The organism is Shewanella sp. TB7-MNA-CIBAN-0143 (genome assembly GCF_040310065.1).
GTDB lineage: Bacteria > Pseudomonadota > Gammaproteobacteria > Enterobacterales > Shewanellaceae > Shewanella.
In genome coordinates this window covers 81,727-99,930 of sequence record NZ_JBEOPL010000014.1, presented here as the reverse complement: position 1 = coordinate 99,930, position 18,204 = coordinate 81,727, and the positions used below count along the sequence as shown (strand labels likewise).

At 39.3% G+C, this 18,204-nt stretch carries 16 protein-coding genes; 12 read left to right on the top strand and 4 right to left on the bottom strand.

Translation table 11 applies throughout. The features are described 5' to 3' along the window. Positions 1–147 precede the first annotated feature (147 nt). From AAEY97_RS12900 to AAEY97_RS12890, 3 genes are all read left to right on the top strand, one after another. The gene (locus AAEY97_RS12900; protein ID WP_192116105.1) at positions 148–954 is read left to right on the top strand and encodes a hypothetical protein; all 807 of its coding nucleotides are present in this window, start codon (positions 148–150) and stop codon (positions 952–954) included. Between the two features lie 26 nt (positions 955–980). Then, a complete protein-coding gene (rlmA, locus tag AAEY97_RS12895) occupies positions 981–1,805 on the top strand; it encodes a 23S rRNA (guanine(745)-N(1))-methyltransferase (RefSeq protein WP_350999220.1) in 825 nt (274 codons plus the stop codon). 255 nt (positions 1,806–2,060) lie between these two features. Continuing rightward, positions 2,061–2,267 carry a cold-shock protein gene (locus tag AAEY97_RS12890; RefSeq protein ID WP_011637160.1) on the top strand — a complete coding sequence of 69 codons (207 nt, stop codon included), beginning with the start codon at positions 2,061–2,063 and terminating at the stop codon, positions 2,265–2,267. A 1,166-nt stretch (positions 2,268–3,433) separates the two neighbouring features. On the opposite strand, the gene AAEY97_RS12885 is transcribed toward AAEY97_RS12890, so the two are convergent. The 4 genes from AAEY97_RS12885 to AAEY97_RS12870 all read right to left on the bottom strand — a co-directional run bounded on the left by AAEY97_RS12885 (position 3,434) and on the right by AAEY97_RS12870 (position 6,794). After that, positions 3,434–4,333: an ABC transporter ATP-binding protein gene (locus AAEY97_RS12885; protein ID WP_350999217.1), complete on the bottom strand. Its 900-nt coding sequence runs from the start codon at positions 4,331–4,333 to the stop codon at positions 3,434–3,436. Then, on the bottom strand, positions 4,330–5,163 hold the full coding sequence (locus tag AAEY97_RS12880; RefSeq protein WP_162022912.1) for an ABC transporter permease: 834 nt from the start codon (positions 5,161–5,163) through the stop codon (positions 4,330–4,332). Before AAEY97_RS12880 ends, AAEY97_RS12885 begins: the two co-directional genes overlap by 4 nt. 38 nt (positions 5,164–5,201) lie before the next feature. Continuing rightward, the gene (locus AAEY97_RS12875) at positions 5,202–5,855 is read right to left on the bottom strand and encodes a YceH family protein (protein WP_350999212.1); all 654 of its coding nucleotides are present in this window, start codon (positions 5,853–5,855) and stop codon (positions 5,202–5,204) included. Positions 5,856–5,960: 105 nt separating this feature from the next. Next, positions 5,961–6,794: a CvfB family protein gene (locus tag AAEY97_RS12870; RefSeq protein WP_101087545.1), complete on the bottom strand. Its 834-nt coding sequence runs from the start codon at positions 6,792–6,794 to the stop codon at positions 5,961–5,963. A gap of 588 nt (positions 6,795–7,382) precedes the next feature. Here AAEY97_RS12870 and speA point away from each other — a divergent pair. The 9 genes from speA to AAEY97_RS12825 all read left to right on the top strand — a co-directional run bounded on the left by speA (position 7,383) and on the right by AAEY97_RS12825 (position 17,763). After that, on the top strand, positions 7,383–9,293 hold the full coding sequence (gene speA / locus AAEY97_RS12865; protein WP_101087546.1) for a biosynthetic arginine decarboxylase: 1,911 nt from the start codon (positions 7,383–7,385) through the stop codon (positions 9,291–9,293). A 253-nt stretch (positions 9,294–9,546) separates the two neighbouring features. Then, a complete protein-coding gene (locus AAEY97_RS12860) occupies positions 9,547–10,476 on the top strand; it encodes an adenosylmethionine decarboxylase (protein ID WP_162022914.1) in 930 nt (309 codons plus the stop codon). A gap of 376 nt (positions 10,477–10,852) precedes the next feature. Beyond that, positions 10,853–11,116 carry an arginase family protein gene (locus AAEY97_RS12855; RefSeq protein WP_350999267.1) on the top strand — a complete coding sequence of 88 codons (264 nt, stop codon included), beginning with the start codon at positions 10,853–10,855 and terminating at the stop codon, positions 11,114–11,116. A gap of 102 nt (positions 11,117–11,218) precedes the next feature. Further along, complete coding sequence (gene pdxH / locus AAEY97_RS12850) at positions 11,219–11,857, top strand: pyridoxamine 5'-phosphate oxidase (RefSeq protein ID WP_350999209.1); 639 nt, start codon at positions 11,219–11,221, stop codon at positions 11,855–11,857. Then, positions 11,857–12,354: a YaiI/YqxD family protein gene (locus tag AAEY97_RS12845; RefSeq protein WP_101087549.1), complete on the top strand. Its 498-nt coding sequence runs from the start codon at positions 11,857–11,859 to the stop codon at positions 12,352–12,354. Before pdxH ends, AAEY97_RS12845 begins: the two co-directional genes overlap by 1 nt. A 60-nt stretch (positions 12,355–12,414) precedes the next feature. Then, positions 12,415–12,990: a YceI family protein gene (locus tag AAEY97_RS12840; RefSeq protein ID WP_101087550.1), complete on the top strand. Its 576-nt coding sequence runs from the start codon at positions 12,415–12,417 to the stop codon at positions 12,988–12,990. An 82-nt stretch (positions 12,991–13,072) separates the two neighbouring features. Beyond that, positions 13,073–13,423, top strand: coding sequence for a DUF3802 family protein (locus AAEY97_RS12835; protein ID WP_101087551.1), 351 nt, complete (start codon positions 13,073–13,075; stop codon positions 13,421–13,423). 55 nt (positions 13,424–13,478) lie between these two features. Next, complete coding sequence (locus AAEY97_RS12830; protein ID WP_350999206.1) at positions 13,479–14,363, top strand: putative ATP-dependent zinc protease; 885 nt, start codon at positions 13,479–13,481, stop codon at positions 14,361–14,363. 538 nt (positions 14,364–14,901) lie between these two features. Then, on the top strand, positions 14,902–17,763 hold the full coding sequence (locus AAEY97_RS12825; protein ID WP_350999204.1) for an ExeM/NucH family extracellular endonuclease: 2,862 nt from the start codon (positions 14,902–14,904) through the stop codon (positions 17,761–17,763). The last annotated feature ends 441 nt before the right edge of the window (positions 17,764–18,204 follow it).

The window sequence follows — 18,204 nt, the reverse complement described above, 5'->3', positions numbered from 1 at the left end:
CGCGATTAAAAACATGTTAACATTTATCAGCATAAAAAAATGATAATGAGGTAACCTTCAATATGATTTTTCTAATATAACCTTGTTTACTGGTGACTAATGTGGATTTGCTGGTTACAATTTAGTGAAGTAGTAAAGGAATATTGTATGCATCATCATGTATTTACTCAACCATGCGTCAGTGAAATAACTCAACCGACTGCGTTGACACTTCGTTTACCGGATAGTGTGAGTGATTTATTAGTACTTTCAACGATGAGTAATCCTTTAGTTGAGTTTGTGGTTAGCCAAGTTGAGCATAAACAAACGACACTCATTTTACGTATTCAACCTTTTTTGACTTTTGCTTTTGAACATACACAAACAATGATTGAAATGCCTACTCAGCCAAGGCTCGTAGGGCAGGGGATTAAGTTATATCCTTCAATGGGGGTAGCTCCACGTGTGTGTATTGAACAACTCAGAAATGGGGTGACGATTAATATTCACGCTGATGAAGATGTGCACTTTAGTGTAGCGGCTGAAGCTCGTTTTGAACTAGTGACGTTAGAGAATGACTTACGGATTTTGAGTGAACCTCAAGCTCTAGTTATGGCTAAAGCGATATTAGGACGTAAGTTTGATTATGATGAGCCTTCTACCATGCTTGCGGTTCATATAAGTGAATTAGAGCAAGTTCGACGAGAATTACGTGATTACCTCCGAGGCGAGTCGGGCAAAATCCACCCAGGTGTCTCAACTGAGCTACTAAAACTCGATCATTTATTGCAAAATAAGCATCAATGGTTGTTACGGACCTATCATCAGTCATTAGAGCGTTCCAACTTCGGCCGCTCGTCTAATGAACAATTTTATAATAATGAACAATTACAGCGTAAATTGGATTGTTTTGAACTTTTAGCCCCTAAAGACGTGTCGGAAATGGTCAATAAGCTGTGTGATGACGATCTTTAACTTTTCAGTAACTCTAGAGCCCACCCATGTCTTATATTTGCCCTATTTGTAGCGCGCCATTAGTACAACAACAACATTCTTGGCAATGTGAACAGCGCCATCAATTTGATTGTGCTAAAGAAGGTTACGTTAATTTATTGCCTGTACAAAAAAAGAAAACAAAAGATCCTGGTGATAACAAAGAAATGATGATTGCCAGACGAGAGTTTCTTAATCAAGGCTTTTATCAACCGTTAAGCGACAAAGTAAATCAGTTAGCGCTAGAGTTTGCTGGAGGAGATGCCACTAAGGTGCTCGATATAGGGTGTGGCGAAGGGTATTACAGTCATCGGTTATTTGAAACGTTGCAGTCTGTGGTTAAACCCCATTGTGAGTTTTATGGTTTAGATATTTCTAAGTCTGCAATTCGTTATGCTGCCAAACGCTATAGTGGATTACATTTTTGTGTGGCAAGTGCATTTGAAATGCCTTTTGCTGATGACAGTTTTGATTTAGCGATACGTATTTATGCGCCGTCTAAAGTTGAAGAGTTACAGCGGGTGATAAAACCGACCGGAATACTCATTACCGTTTCTCCTGGGCCGATGCATCACTATGCGTTAAAAAAGAAAATTTATAGTGAACCCAAACAACATCCACAAGAACCTATGGTGTTAGATGGCTTTACTTACTTAGCACACCAAGCATTAGCTTATTCATTAACATTAACTCGTGCGGAAGACATTGATCACTTTCTTAACATGACTCCTTACGCATGGAAATTGAGTGATTCACAGAAGTCTCAGATAATAGAGCAAGGGCTCGAGTGTGAGATAGATTTTAAAATCGAAATTCATCAACGAGAACAATAAACAATCAGATAATTGATATAAATAACTATTTGATGCTCAAAGATAAACCTTTTTGAAATGAGACTAATTAAATACCATTGTTTGGTTGATGTTTGTTGACTTATCCTGAAAATGGTTTATAGTTTACTCAGCTTGAAGGTTGGGCTTATATTTATCAATACGAACAGTTTCGTCCTGTAAACATAAGTAATACCGGCATTTTCCAGCTTTACTGCCGTTAAGGCTTTAACTATTTTTTTTTACAGGATTTATATTATGTCTCAAGTTACTGGTGTTGTTAAGTGGTTTAACTCTGATAAAGGTTTCGGATTTATTGAGCAAGAGTCTGGTCCAGACGTATTCGTTCATTTCCGTGCTATCAACTCAGACGGTTTCAAAACTCTTGACGAAGGTCAGAAAGTTTCTTTCACTGTGACTCAAGGTCAGAAAGGTCCTCAAGCTGAGAACGTTTCAATCGTTTAGTATTTAGCTTCGGCTAAGTGTTAAAAGATTTAAAACTGTAGCAATTTATTGCTGCAGTTTTTTTTGCTTTTTTATTGTGTATTGTCATCATGCTAATCGTCTAATCGTCTAATCGTCTAATCGTCTAATCGTCTAATCGTCTAATCGTCTAATCATATGTTGTATATCATTAATCTATTTATCTCTCTCATATCATTAATACACATAGAAATATTGTTATGCGCATCAAATCATTTATCAGTTCAAAATGACTCCAGAAACTCATTCAAAGATGATAAAAACCGTTCTTCTGTCGACGCTATACGGTCGACCCGCGTATCCCTATATGCTGTACCGTCACTTAAGATTTAGCTTTTCTAAAGAACAAGGTGGCTCACTCATAAACGGTCATCACATAAAGCCAGCTTAATAAGATGACTAGAATTGAGGATTATTAGTTTGTCTTTGTTATGTAAATACATTAACAGCCAAAACTGTTGAGTATTATAAGCACAATAACAGCAATGGCTTGTTTGCCATTTAGTGACAATACAGAGCAGATTCAGAACTAATACACAACGAATTCATCGTTATAAACGCTCATTCAGCCGTTGCTTATTGAATATCTGGATTGTATTAGTTGTAACGACAGGTTATTAGCGCATTAAAATACACGTCAGCAATGGGTGTGTTTAAGCCTAAGCTTATGAAATTATTATCATTATTAATTTTGCCTATTTATGTTGTCTATTTTAGAACCCTTTAACAGATTTTAGCGTTGAGCTCACTAACTGAAGGACGCTGAGTTAATTGCATTGCATTGAGGTTGCTGGGAAGGCTTCTTTACTTAAGGGTCTAGTCATTTAGACTGATTTCTTAGCATTTAGTCGTTATTTTGAATGTAGAGTATTTGCTGTTTTAGAGTCGCTGTAGAAGAGGGGTGAGCGATTGAAGACACTTTAACGTACCTCATTTGATGTGGTTTTTTAAGCAATTAAATTTTCATTATATCGACCTGATACGTAAATAATATATTAAAAAATGCCATGGTTTATTAATATGGTGAGTTATCACTAATTAATAAACGATGGCATTAGAGACTGATGCTTATGACGTTTGTTGTTAAGCCTTTTTACGCAAACCGATTTTAGTCAGCATTAAAGGTTCATTTAACCATTGGCGGTGAGTTAAGAAAACAAGGTTTCTTCTAAGGTACGGCCTTTAAGTAATGCTTTATATTGCCACTGGTGAGCAGTAAACAGCTCAAACAACTGCATTTCAATGGCAAAGCCGGATTGCTTTTGGTACTCGATAACATATTGCTCATCACCGATACGCCTTACTTCAATGATATCGTTAAGGCCTAATAACTGCTGATGGAGGCTGTCCATGTCACATTGCTTCATTGTCAGCGTGATAAAGTCTGTCGCTTGGCTGGCTTTAATTGATACCGATTGCTGTAATTTGCCATGTTCGAGATAGACAACTTGGTCGCATAACTTTTCAAGTTCATCAAGGTTATGTGAGCTGATCACAAAAGTCGTATGGTCGGATAAATCTTTGACAATTTGACGAATTTTTTTCGCATTGGCAGGATCAAGTCCCGCTGTCGGTTCGTCGAGTAACACAATCTTAGGAGAACCCATGAGGGCTTGGGCAATAGAGACTCGTTTACTCATACCATGACTTAAACTTTTAGGTTTCGCCTCTGCTGAGTCACTTAAGTCGACAAGGGCGAGAACTCTTAATGCTTCTTGTTTTGCTGCCGCTGCTGTCATGCCTTGTAATTGGGCAAAAAACTGGAGTTGCGACACAATACTAAAATTAGGATCCAATGCTGCATCTTGTGGCAATGCCGACAATAGTCCTTGTAACGCTTTGCTACCGGGTTTATGGCCTAAAATGCTAATACAGCCATTGGTGGGTTGAATAAAACCGCATAATAAACTAAATAGCGTTGTTTTACCGGCACCATTTGGACCCACTAATGCAATGGGAGCACCTTGTGTAAGCGTTAACGATACAGTGTCGAGCGCAAGTTTATTACCGTATTGTTTAGAAAGGTTGTCACATTGAATGATACTCATAGCGCACTCCTACTCATTAAGACTTTACCAGCAAATAAAATAACCGCAGTTTGCAGTAAAGGAATGGGAGCGTATACGAATGAACCTAATCCTTGAGTATTGATCAAATTACCTATTTGCGAACCAGGCAGTATCCAGTTTAACCAGCTTAATTGTGGGAAATTCATATTAATTAATGCAATAAATATTGATACTACAGCCCACAAGATAACCGCAAATATACTGGCTTGTCTTGCTGAGTTTGCATGTAATGACAGCACCGCCATAGCAGCAGTGTAGGGTAATAATACGATCACTAGATTAACCATTACGATTAAGCTAGTTGTTATTGATGGCAATAACAAAGATATATCACGTGATAATGCTAATGCGATGGTTGCCAATAACGTTAAGATGATCAACATCAATTGGATAAACATTTGCCCTAAGAAACGACCAAAAAACAAACTGGAACGACTGACTCTTAAGGTTAGAAATCGCAAACTACCACGTTGTTTATCTGAACTAAATTGGTCTGCGGCAATAAAAATACTGAACATGGGGAAAAGGTACAGTGCAGCTAACCAAAACACAGCAAACTCTTCGACGGGCCATTCAAATAGATGGCGTAAACTCCCTGGCCCAAAGAGGGCTTCAGTAAAGTCTTTGAAGTTAGGCTGCATAATAAATTCAGATGCACTCTTGATAGGGTACAGCAATAAAATTGCCCAAATTAGCATAAAGGCGATTAATGAAATCATACCGCTTTTGTTAGTAAAACGTTTGGTTAACTCATATTTGGCTAATAACCAAATATGAGTTAATGACGATGGAGATGCGGTACGGTCCATATACTTTTCCTTGCTTAACCTGTTTTGGAAAGCGTTAATTAGTTTAAAAGCGACTCTAATTGGGCTAGCTTTTGTTCTAGCAACTCAACTCTTTGTTCTAGTTCTACAATCCGAGAATCTTGCTGTACAGTTTGTTGAGTGTGAGTCGACACGACAATGGCATCACAGCTGTTCACATCATAATCATCAACGTTGCCACTAAAGCACTCAAGGAAGCGACAATCACGTTTATTCGCTTCTCGAGCAAGTTGAACTACTAAAGGCTTTTCACGTTGGCTTAATGCCAGTAATGCTGTTTCAACCTGTGAGACATCAGTGAATTCATGGAGTCGATTGGTACGAGTTTTGAGTTCGCCTGGTGTTTGCGGTCCCCGCAATAACAACACACAAATTATAGCGACTTCCGCACTGCTTAACTGCAATTCACTGAATTCAGTATTACAAAAGCGATGCTTATATTTTTCGACTCGACTACCGAAACCAGATTGCTCGCTGAGTAAGCGTTTTTTGGTAAGATCGTCTAATACTGTTTTTACTTGAGATTCGCTCAGTGACAGCACAGGTTCGCGGCTGCTTTTTTGATTACATGCTAAGGCGAGTGAATTTAATGACAGAGGATATTGATCTGGAGTCGTGAGTTCTTTTTCGAGTAAACATCCGATAACTCTAGCTTCTAGTGAGGTTAATTCCATACACAGTATCCTTTTAATAAAAAGCATGATTCTATTACTTTTATAACAGAGGCATGCTTTTTCTCAAAGGATTGGACTAGTTTACCGAGGCTAATCGATTATTGTTCACACAGTTAGGCGAATACCTTCACTTTCGATTGTGATTTCACCTGCTTTAAATAAACCACCAATTGATTTCTTAAAGGCTTTTTTACTCATGCCGAGTTTGTCATAAATGACATCAGCATCAGTTTTGTCATGTAGAGGTAAAAAACCATTAGCGCTACGCAATTTATTAATGATCAACCGGGCATTTTTGTCTAGCTCGTCTTTATCACCTTTTTGCAGTACAAGATCAATTTTGCCATCACTGCGAATCGTTTTGATATAACCAGTCACTTTTTGACCAAATCGCAATTTTTGGAAAACTTCATTAGTGTAAATTACGCCCCAATGCAGGTTGTTAATAATGGCTTTGTAACCCAACTCTGTAGTGCCACCGATGATTAAATTAACCTGTTCACCTTCGGTATAATGCGCTTCTGTTTTATCGACAAACTTATCCAGTTTTGACGATGCCATAATACGTTCGTCGGCATGGTTAGCATGGACATAAACTAAATATGAGTGGCCTTCTTCTGCCGGTTTATGTTGCTCGCCAAAAGGGAGTAGTAAATCTTTGTCTAAGCCCCAATCTAAAAATGCGCCGAATGGGCCCGTGGCGATTACTTTTAAATAAGCATATTCACCCACTTGAGCTAACGACTTTTGGGTAGTAGCAATCACAATGTCTTCAGAGTCTAGGTAAAGAAACACATCTACCATATCACCGACATTACAACCGGTAGGGACAAATTTATTAGGAAGCAAGACTTGTCCAAGCTCTTGAGCATTTAGATAAACCCCAAAATTAACTTGTTTAACAACTTCTAATGAATAACGTTTACCGATTTGTATCATGAATGACTCTACTTTAATTAAAAATGAAAAAGATGATCTTAAGAAAAACACGTAATTATACACGTAAATTAAGCTCACGTTGTGCCAATTAAGCGCTATCGAAAATCATTTAGGCTTATCGCCTTGTTTGTTGAGGTTTATGACAACAATTGTAGATGATTTTTTATAGTAATTAATCGGTAATTAACTTGCATTACACATCATTGCAGGTTTTAATTGCGCCGTTTTTATAAAGGCTAAAAATGTGGTTGGTTAGCAATTAAAAAGTGAACTAACTGCAGGCGTAATCAGTAAAATACTTGTTACAGCAGCGAACTGATGTTCAGCAGCCAAAATTTGCATGCTTTGTGGATTTCTGCGTAAGATGTTCTATATAAGCAGATGCGAAACATGATAACAATGACGATATGATGTCGAGCCAATTTATAGGGCCTCCATTTTGTCTGTCACAGGTTTTACAGCCATAATCATAGTGCTGAATAAACCATTTTTATTTCTTGGATAGCATTGTTGTGTTATCTGGATTTTTAACAAGCAGAAGCCACTTTTGGTCAACTGCTAACTTTGATACAAATACGGAAAATAATTATGTCTGATTGGTCTATCGAAGATGCTCGCTCGGGTTATAACGTGACTCACTGGAGCCAAGGTTTTTATGGTATTCGTGAAGATGGCGAAGTGACAGTGTCACCTAACCCACAAAATCCTGATCATAAAGTCGGCTTAAATGAACTAGCCAAAAGTATGGTCGAAGCAGGCGTCTCGTTACCGGTATTAGTCCGTTTCCCGCAAATCTTACACCATAGAGTGGAAAGTTTATGCGAAGCATTTAATGATGCAATTAAGAAGTACGATTATCAAAATGATTACTTGTTAGTTTACCCAATTAAAGTAAACCAACAGAAAACGGTAGTTGAAGAAATTTTAGCTAGCCAAAAATCTAAAGAAGTCCCTCAGTTAGGACTTGAAGCCGGTAGTAAGCCAGAGTTAATGGCTGTACTTGCCATGGCACAAAAAGCCAGTTCAGTCATTGTATGTAATGGTTACAAAGATAAAGAATACATTCGTTTAGCACTTATCGGCGAAAAGCTTGGCCATAAGGTGTATATCGTTCTGGAAAAAATGTCAGAACTTAAAATGGTATTAATTGAAGCTGAAAAGCTTGGTATTACACCTCGTTTAGGTTTACGTGTGCGTTTGGCTTTCCAGGGCAAAGGCAAATGGCAAGCCAGCGGTGGTGAAAAGTCTAAATTTGGTTTGTCTGCAGCACAAGTGTTGAAAGTTATAGCTGAATTAAAAAGTGCTAATATGCTTGATTCTCTGCAGCTATTGCACTTCCATTTAGGTTCGCAAATTGCCAATATTCGCGACATTCGCCAAGGCGTAAGTGAAGCTGGCCGTTTTTACTGTGAATTGCGCCAACTTGGTGCCAGCATTGATTGTTTCGATGTGGGCGGCGGGTTAGCGGTTGACTACGACGGTACTCGTAGCCAGAGCAATAACTCAATGAACTATGGTTTAAATGAGTATGCTAACAATATCGTCAACGTATTAACCGATTTATGTAATGAGTACGAGCAACCAATGCCGCGTATTATTTCTGAATCTGGTCGCCATTTAACGGCGCATCATGCGGTGTTAATTACTGATGTTATTGGTACTGAAGCGTATCAACCAGAAAATATTCAGGAACCAAGTGAAGAGGCGCCGCAATTGCTCCACAATATGTGGCAATCTTGGTTAGAAATCAGCGGTCGATATGATCAACGTGCAATTATTGAAATTTACCATGATAGTCAAAGTGATATTTCTGAAGCACACTCATTGTTTGCTGTGGGTCAATTAAGTTTGGCTGACCGAGCTTGGGCAGAACAAGCTAATTTACGTGTTTGCCATGAAGTGAAGGGACTATTAAGCAACAATAACCGCTATCACCGTCCAGTGATTGACGAATTAAATGAAAAGTTAGCTGATAAGTTTTTCGTTAACTTCTCTTTATTCCAGTCATTACCTGATGCATGGGGTATTGATCAAGTGTTCCCAGTGTTGCCGTTATCGGGTTTAGATAAAGCACCTGAGCGCCGTGCGGTTATGTTAGATATTACCTGTGACTCAGACGGTATTGTTGACCAATACGTAGACGGTCAGGGAATTGAAACCACATTGCCCGTCCCAGCATGGAGTGCCGACAGCCCATATTTGATTGGTTTCTTTATGGTGGGTGCATACCAAGAAATTTTGGGTGATATGCATAACTTGTTTGGTGATACTAACTCTGCTGTTGTTCGCATTGATGAGCGTGGATTAAGCCAGATTGAATCTGTTTTAGAAGGCGATACGGTAGCTGACGTTTTACGTTATGTAAACTTAGATGCGGTTGACTTTATGCGCACTTATGAAGAGCTTGTAAATCAGCATATTGTTGAAGAAGAGCGTGCCAGTATTCTAGAAGAGTTACAGTTAGGGCTTAAGGGTTACACTTACTTAGAAGATTTTTAATCTTATCGACTAAGTGATGTTAGCTTGTTATTAAAAAAGCCTAGCGATCTCAGGTCGCTAGGCTTTTAAGTTGCTAACATATTTGTAATTATTCAGGCAGTTCTATTTAAGCCTATTTTATCGTTGGGAAATGCTTATTTAAACCGCTAAACTACGCTTTTTTCTCTTTTAACTGCGCATATATGGCTTAACCATGAGACATTACATTTTTATACAAACATCTCTAATTAGAATAAGTGCTGAGTAGTTACACATGTTTTTTGAAGGTTCAGAGAAAAAGTTAGAGATTATTGTTAATGAATCAGCGCCTAAATTACGATCCTTAGATCGAACATTTTGGCTGGGGCTCGTTGCTGCCTCAAATGCAGACATTTTATCTTCCATAAGTAATGAATATTGTGATGCTTATTTGCTGAGTGAATCGAGTTTATTTGTTTGGGATGATCGTATCGTTATGCTCACTTGCGGGGCTAGCACGTTGGTAGAATCTGCATGCTACTGCATTGAACATTTAAGTGAACAGGCGATTGCGTACATTTGTTATCAACGCAAAAATGAATACTATGCCCATTTACAAGCAACTTCCTTTATCGATGATGTGTTTAGATTAAGGCAGTTTATTGCTGGGCAGGCCTATCGAATGGGTCATTTAGATAGCCATCATCACTATATATTTTCGACCAACAAAGACTATCAAGCTAGCCAGCTCGATACTACCAATGAACTGCTGATGTACCATATTTCTGGTGCAGTAGCTGATTATTTACGTGGTGAGCAGCAATCAACTGTTCAAATTAGTCAGATGCTGCAACTGGAACAATTATTTAATGGTTTTAGTATTGATCAGTATTTATTCAGTCCGTTAGGTTATTCAATAAACGGTATTCGCGGTGCTGAATATTTTACAATACACATTACACCACAAGAAAATAGCTCATATGTGAGTGTTGAAACTAACATTGATCTTAGCTCAACGCCGGTTGATGTTTTTGCTGAACTGGTAAGATTATTGCAGCCTAGTAGCTGTGACATTATTGGCTTTAATAGTCATATTGCCAATAAACCCTTTTTAAATTATTTGTGTTTAAGCCATTGCGCGATGCCAATCGAGCAAGGTTTCACTATACACTTTAACCACTATCAGCAAGATTGCTCAGAACTGCTGAGCCCTACACTATTATAATTATCAACAGTTGCCATCTTTTGATCGTTTATAACTACTTTCGTAGAAAAATTAGATTATTCGTATTATTCAAACCCATGTGGCAATTTACGCCAACCGCTTGATTTCAAACCCGCAGAGTCTGACGCAGACGTTGTTATTGGTTTACCTTTTGATGCCCACACAGATACCGCCAAGGCAGTAAGTACGGTACGACTACGGGACAATGTTTTACTATGCGCTGCGTGAGGGGTTTATTGATGTTGAGCATTCAATGCAAATTGCTATTTGTACTGAATAGCACAAAAAAGGTCATGGCTTTGAAGTGATTCGCCAATAACTTAACCGCTCAACAAATGGTTGAACAGTTAATTATGCGTGTTGGCGATATGCCGTTATACGTCGCATTCGACATTCGATATTCGATATTGACTGTTTATGTTTAGACCCGGCTTTTGCAACCGCTACAGCTACGCCCTTTTGTGGTAAGTTCACTAGCGAGATCATTCGTGGCTTACGTGGTTTAAATATTGTCGGCATGGATGTTGTAGAACTAGCATTCTTTTATGATTATACAGATGTTACCCCGCTAGCTGCAGCAACACTGGGCCTTGAAATGCTACAGGTGTGGGCTGAAGGTAAAGGCTTAATTAAAAAGTAATTTCAACTTTGTAATTAAACACATTAGCCAACGAGTTGACGTTGGCTTTTTTGTGTCTGCTCAGCGTAGAATAGGTCCAGCAAGGTTTAATGAGGAACCAATATGAGTGATTTAAGTGATATTCGCCGTGAATATACCCAGGGCGGATTAAGACGAGCGAATTTGCCTGTTAACCCAATGGATCTATTCGAACAATGGATGCAACAGGCAAAAGATGCCCAACTTACTGACCCAACGGCCATGTGTGTCGCGACGGTGGACGAAGATGGCCAGCCATTTCAACGTATTGTGTTATTAAAAAAGTTTGATGATAACGGTTTTGTGTTTTTTACTAATTTAGAAAGCCGCAAAGCAAAACAAATTGCCACTAACAGTAAAGTCAGTTTACTGTTTCCTTGGCATCCACTTGAACGTCAAGTGGCTGTATTAGGGCAAGCGGAGCCATTATCTATGTTGGACGTGGCGAAATATTTTATGTCTAGACCAAAAGATAGCCAAATTGCTGCCTGGGTATCTAAACAATCAAGCAAGATTAGCGCACGACAGGCGTTAGAAGGTAAATTTGCTGAAATGAAAGCTAAATTTGCCCAAGGTGAGGTTCCATTACCTAAGTTTTGGGGTGGATATTTGGTGCGACCAGCTAGCATTGAGTTTTGGCAGGGTGGTGAACATCGGTTACACGACCGATTTATTTACACTAAAACCGATGCGGATTGGAATATTGATCGGTTGGCACCTTAATGAGTGTTAATGAAGTGGAGCATTTTGCGGTGATAACCAATAAAATCTGGGTTGATGCTGATGCTTGCCCCAACCCAGTTAAAGAAATGTTATTTAGGGCATCTGAGCGTAAATCGGTTCGATTAGTGTTAGTGGCCAATCAAATGATTAAAGTGCCTATTTCGCCCTTAGTTAGCATGATACGGGTGAGTTCGGGTTTTGATGAAGCAGATAACTACATTGTGGAACAAGTCGTCAAAGGGGACTTAGTCGTCACTGCTGATATTCCTCTGGCATCTGATGCGGTTGATAAAGGCGCACTAGTATTAAACCCTCGTGGTACGGTGTATACAGCTGAAAATATTAAACAGATTCTGACGATGCGCGATTTTATGGAAGAAATGCGCAGCAGTGGCATCCATACTGGTGGTCCGAACAGTTTTTCGCAAACGGATAAACATGCTTTTGCACAAGCGTTAGACAAATGGCTGGCTAGATTGATCCCCAGCAAGATATAACCAAAGATTACTCTATACTTATTTATTGTTAATCTTACTTTCTATACAAAGGACTTTACGATGAAAAAATGGTTACCATTATTAGCCGCGAGCTTGCTGAGTACATCAGTGATGGCAGGCGATTGGCAAGTCAATCAAGATCATTCTCGGGTGAGCTTCATTTCGATTAAGAAAGCCGATGTTGCTGAAGTGCATCATTTTAAACAAGTTGCAGGTTCATTAACGGATGCTGGTGCATTTTCTTTATCGATTGATTTAACCAGTGTTGATACCGGAATAGAAATTCGAGATCAACGAATGCAAGCAGTGTTATTTGAAGTGGCACAGTTTCCTAAGTTAACCTTGGATGCAGTGGTTAACCCTAAATTGCTAGCCGGATTAAAAGTCGGTGACACGCTAACGACGCAAGTTGAAGCAACCATTAAGCTACATGGTCAGAAACAACAAAAGAGCTTTGATGTGTTAGTCGCTAAATTGTCGGATAAGAAAATGGTGATTTCAAGCTTAGCGCCAGTGATTGTTCAAGCAAGTGAATTTGGTTTAGTGTCCGGTGTCGAAAAACTTAAAGAAATGGCGGGATTGCCGAGTATCAGCTTAGCGGTGCCAGTGTCATTTGTGCTAACCTTAGCGCAATAGTTATATGTGGTTATTAATGGTTTTCAATCATCAGGTTGGGAGCCATTTCCTGTTAAGTCGTTTTTAAGAAAGGTGGTATGAAATGGTTACTGACAAAGACGGATACATGCATTTAATTCAGTATTTAACTGAACATTTAGGGCTATTTGAGTCGTCTGAGAGTAATGCCGCTGCAACGGAAACTGTCATGGAATTGTTTGAAGAGCAGTTATCTGCTCAGATCATTATGGTATGTGGGCAAAACCCGCAATTATCATTTGCACAACGTAATATGGTGATCCGCGAAATTGACGCAATTGTATATGACTTAGAAGAGATTTTAGCCTCTGTAGCTAATCAACAAGCCACCCCCGAACAAAGCATTTTTATTACTGAGTTTTCAGGACTGATTAAAAATTTATTCGATCAAGAAGTTGATCATTTATTGCAATAAACGTACATAAAACTGGCCGCTACTAAAGCGATTTGTGGATTTTTTGGGATTGATCATGTTTAAAAGAATTGTGATTTCGACTCTGCTGTGTTTGCTTTCTATATCTGTTTTTGCGAGTGATAAAACCGTTTTAAGTCAAGTTGAAACCATGACCGTCGCTAAGTCAGGACTACAATATAATGCTCGCATTGATACAGGTGCCGTGAACACTTCACTGCACGCTGTCAATTTAGAAATCCTTGGCGGTGCATCCAAAAAAATGAAAAGCAATGTTGGTAAAATTGTTGAATTCACTACTGAAAATGAACGTGGTGATAAAAAACGCATTCAAGCCGAAATTGTCAGTACTTCAAGGGTGAAAAACTCTCAAGGAATTGAAACTCGTTACATGGTGAAGCTTGATATAGGTTTTCCTGATCAATTGCATAATATTCATGTTAACTTACGCGATCGTAGCCACATGAATTACAAATTACTTATTGGGCGTAACTTTTTAAAACATAACTACATTGTGGATGTTTCTGACAAAAAGACCATTGGTCCTTTAGCAGATCTGAGCATTAAGCAAACTGGCTTAATGTATAATACGCGTATAGATACCGGCGCCGTTGAAAACTCATTACATGCAGTTAATATTCGAGTCGAGAATGAAGACAAAGTGAACATTGAAAATAACATTGGTAAGATGATTACGTTCACCACAGCGAATGAAAAAGGCGAAAAAGCTGATGTTCGCACCAAAATTCGGGGCACATCGTTAATTCGTAATGCACAAGGTACAGAAAGGCGTTACATGGTGAGGTTAAGTGTTGGTGAGCCTCGTCATGAATTTATAGTCGATGTGAATCTTAAAGACCGTACCAAAATGGGTTATAAATTATTAATTGGCCGAAATTGGTTACAAGGTCACTATATGGTTGATGTGTCTAAAAAGCATTAATTGCTTATTATCGGTCAATAACATCGGTCAATAACGCTGGTCAATAACATCGTTCAATAACATCAGCTAACAATACCGCTCAATATGAGCGGTATTTTTTTGGCTGTTTTTCACGCCTAGGTAACCAAAAAAGATCGTAGAAAGAGGTGTGTGAATAAGCGGTAGTTAGGCGCGGTTGTTGACTGAAATTGCTTTTGTATTCACTGCAACATCTTTGCAACCTTATTGTCATCCGTAATCGTTATAGTAAGCGCTGATTGAGCTATGTAGCCTCAACGCGGGATCATAAATGCTTATCAAACATGCGCTTATTTCGCTATCGCTGTTGTATCAACTTACAACTCGCACACTATTGATTCGTCAATACGGTTTGTTAGCAAAACAATGGCAAGCTTGATATTGATGATTTGAACATAAACGGATCTTTATCTGTTTATTACAACGGTTATTCCGAGCTGAGGTTATACCAAGCAATAAAATATCAATTGAATAATTAAATTAACTCATTGGATTTATGGATAATGAATAGGGGTTCACTATGTTAGTTCAAAAGTCGTTGCTCGCGATATCATCTTTAATGGTATTCAATGTTGCTGCTCAAGATGTGCTTATTTCAGAGTACATAGAAGGCAGCAGTAATAACAAAGCAATTGAATTGTACAATCCAAGTTCGATAGCGATAGATTTGAGTAATTATGTGTTGTCGTTTTATTTTAATGGCAATACCGCAGCGACAACCAATATTGCATTGGATGGCAATATTGCAGCCAACTCAACGTTTGTTATCGCCGATAATGATGCATCTGCAGAGATCCTTGCGCTTGCTCAACAGACGAGTACAGCGAGCTTTTTTAATGGTGATGATGCCATTGTACTCAGTCACAATAGCGTAGTGATCGACTCTTTAGGACAAGTGGGTACAGACCCCGGTTCACAATGGGGAGCAGGTGATTTATCGACCCAAAACAATACTCTTCGTCGTGACGCCACTCAATTAATTGCCGATACCATCATTGACGACGAAGTCACATTTACTGGCTGGCAAGGTTTTGCTCAAGATGACATCAGCGATTTAGGTGTTTTCGCGGGTAATGATTCAGGTCCAACAGATCCAGTAGACCCAGTAGATCCAACTGACCCAATAGAATTTGTCTGTTCACAAAGCGCAGTCGCAATCCATGACATTCAAGGGATGGATGACACAAGCCCTCTAGTGGGTTCAGACGTGGTGGTTGAAGCGATTGTGACGAGTAATCAACAAGCTGGGCTAAAGGGTATATTTATCCAAATGGCCGACAGCGAAGTTGATGCTGACATTAACACCTCAGAAGGTATTTTTGTTTACAGCGGTAATCAATCACTTGACGTGAATGCCGGTGATAGAATTCGTTTACAAGCTTCTGTTGCCGAATATCAAGGCACAACTCAGTTGTCTAATGTGACTCAATTTGCATTATGTGGTACTAACCTATCATTGCCTGTGGTTGCTACTGTCACATTGCCGTTAGCCGACAATCAACAACTTGAGCGTGTTGAAGGCATGCGAGTAATATTCGATCAATCTCTGGTGGTCAATGAAGTGTATAACTTAGGCCGTTATGGTGAAGTATCATTAGGCAGTAGTCGCCATTTTATCGGTACTCAAGTTGCTTTACCTGGTGCAGCAGCGCTGGCAGTGACTGAAGCGAATGCCAGAGATAGTATTTTGTTGGATGATGGCTTAACCAGCCAAAATCCTGAACAGATACCTTATCCAGCTCCTGGGTTATCAGCCTCAAATACCTTACGGGTAGGCGATTCTGTTACCGGGCTCGAGGGTATTATGCATTATGGCTTTAGCCAATATCGTGTGATGCCAACTCAAGTGGTCAATGTAGTGCAAAGTAACCCGCGACAATCTACTCCAGAGTTAGCGCTTGGCGCAGATCTTCGTGTCGCCAGTTTCAATGTGCTTAATTATTTCAACGGTGATGGCAACGGCAATGGATTTCCGACTGATCGCGGCGCCGACACATTATCTGAATTTGAGCGTCAACGCGTGAAAATTATCAGTGCAATGCATGCCATTAACGCTGATGTATTTGGTTTAATGGAAATTGAAAATGACGGCTATGGTAGTGATTCAGCCATTAACGACTTAGTCAGCGGATTAAACCAAGCTATGGGAGCGGAGGTATACGCTTATGTTGTGCCTTCAGTGGCACAAATAGGTTCCGATGCAATTGCTGTGGGAATGATCTACCGTGCTGATAAAATCACTCCAACAGGTGATGCTCAAATATTATCTTCAGCTAATTCGCCTGTTGATGGAAATGGCGCGGCATTGTTTGATGACGGTAAAAACCGTCCGATGTTAACGCAATCATTTATGCTCAATGGCCGTGAGGGCAGCATTGTTGTCGCCGTAAACCATTTAAAATCAAAAGGAAGTAGTTGCGACAGTAACAATGATCCTGATTTATTGGATGGCCAAGGTAACTGTAATTTAACCCGTACCCGGGCAACAGATGCTATTGGGCAATGGTTAATGGAGCAGTATCCAGAGCAAAAAATCTTGGTAATGGGTGATTTAAATGCTTATGCCAAAGAAAATCCACTCACTCAACTTGCCAGCCATGGCTATAGCGAATTAAATGAGCATCTTGGCAGTGTTAATTCATACTCCTATGTGTTCTCGGGTGAGTCAGGCCAATTAGACCATGCATTAGCAAACCAAGCGTTATTGGATAATGTATTAGCCATAACGGAATGGCACATCAATGCTGACGAGCCAAGGATCCTTGATTATAACCAAGAGTTTAAATCTGCTGCTCAGATACAAGATTTGTATCAAGCTGATGGCTTCCGCTCTTCAGACCATGATCCTGTGATTGTTTCACTGCAATTTGAGGTGAAAAATGAGCTCCCAATCGCCAGTTTTGATCATCAAATCAATGGTAGCCAACTACAGGTTCAGTCTACCTCTGTTGATAATGATGGTGATATTACGTCATTAGAATGGGATTTTGGTGATGGTACTATCGTTAATGGTACTGTTGCTAATGTAGAAACGGCTTCACATCAATATCTGCAATCAGGTAATTATCAAGTTCAGCTTACTGTTACTGACAATAAAGGTGAGGTTGTGACAACCGTGAAAACCATAAATGTGCTTGTTGAACCGGCTAATATAGCGCCAACTGCACAAATACACTTGGTTAACTTATGGTTTATGAAATTATTTATTTCAACGAGCTATGACCAAGACGGTTTTATTAAACGTCAAAACTGGCTATTTAATAATGGTCGAAAAGCACATGGGCCAATCGCGTTTAGTTTCAGTCGTCGCGATAAAGCTGTGTCACTGACGGTAGTCGATAATAACGATGAAAAAGACACTGCAACACTCAATTTTAGATAGGTAAATATTGTCGATATGTGAATAAATATTCACGAAAAATAATGAGGAAGGCGCAACATGCGCCTTTTTTATTGTGTTTTATCCGCGTAAACCGACCTTTATGATGACTGTTCAACGGCACTAAATTGTTGCATGCAAGCTCAATAGACATTCATCTATTCTCACCATCAGCAGACCGACGATTTTGCTTAGCAAGACTGTTAGCTTATTACTTGTCGTCACCGATACACACTAAGAGGGGTAATTGTAGTTAAATACAACTATTTGCCATTAAATATACCAATAATGACTAGTAAATTTAGACTCGCTAACGTAAAATTTCACTCTTTTATTTTAACCCCAGTTTTGATGGTTTATTTGTCATAATAAGCGTCAAACTACCGCGTCGTCACTCACTACCGGGTTATCACTTTTGTGTACTCGCATAGCCGACAAGACGCC

Coding starts and splice junctions, on each gene's coding strand:
- AAEY97_RS12900 (WP_192116105.1), top strand. CDS start 148: ATGCATCATCATGTATTTACTCAACCATGCGTCAGTGAAATAACTCAA.
- rlmA (WP_350999220.1), top strand. CDS start 981: ATGTCTTATATTTGCCCTATTTGTAGCGCGCCATTAGTACAACAACAA.
- AAEY97_RS12890 (WP_011637160.1), top strand. CDS start 2,061: ATGTCTCAAGTTACTGGTGTTGTTAAGTGGTTTAACTCTGATAAAGGT.
- AAEY97_RS12885 (WP_350999217.1), bottom strand. CDS start 4,333: ATGAGTATCATTCAATGTGACAACCTTTCTAAACAATACGGTAATAAA.
- AAEY97_RS12880 (WP_162022912.1), bottom strand. CDS start 5,163: ATGGACCGTACCGCATCTCCATCGTCATTAACTCATATTTGGTTATTA.
- AAEY97_RS12875 (WP_350999212.1), bottom strand. CDS start 5,855: ATGGAATTAACCTCACTAGAAGCTAGAGTTATCGGATGTTTACTCGAA.
- AAEY97_RS12870 (WP_101087545.1), bottom strand. CDS start 6,794: ATGATACAAATCGGTAAACGTTATTCATTAGAAGTTGTTAAACAAGTT.
- speA (WP_101087546.1), top strand. CDS start 7,383: ATGTCTGATTGGTCTATCGAAGATGCTCGCTCGGGTTATAACGTGACT.
- AAEY97_RS12860 (WP_162022914.1), top strand. CDS start 9,547: ATGTTTTTTGAAGGTTCAGAGAAAAAGTTAGAGATTATTGTTAATGAA.
- pdxH (WP_350999209.1), top strand. CDS start 11,219: ATGAGTGATTTAAGTGATATTCGCCGTGAATATACCCAGGGCGGATTA.
- AAEY97_RS12845 (WP_101087549.1), top strand. CDS start 11,857: ATGAGTGTTAATGAAGTGGAGCATTTTGCGGTGATAACCAATAAAATC.
- AAEY97_RS12840 (WP_101087550.1), top strand. CDS start 12,415: ATGAAAAAATGGTTACCATTATTAGCCGCGAGCTTGCTGAGTACATCA.
- AAEY97_RS12835 (WP_101087551.1), top strand. CDS start 13,073: ATGGTTACTGACAAAGACGGATACATGCATTTAATTCAGTATTTAACT.
- AAEY97_RS12830 (WP_350999206.1), top strand. CDS start 13,479: ATGTTTAAAAGAATTGTGATTTCGACTCTGCTGTGTTTGCTTTCTATA.
- AAEY97_RS12825 (WP_350999204.1), top strand. CDS start 14,902: ATGTTAGTTCAAAAGTCGTTGCTCGCGATATCATCTTTAATGGTATTC.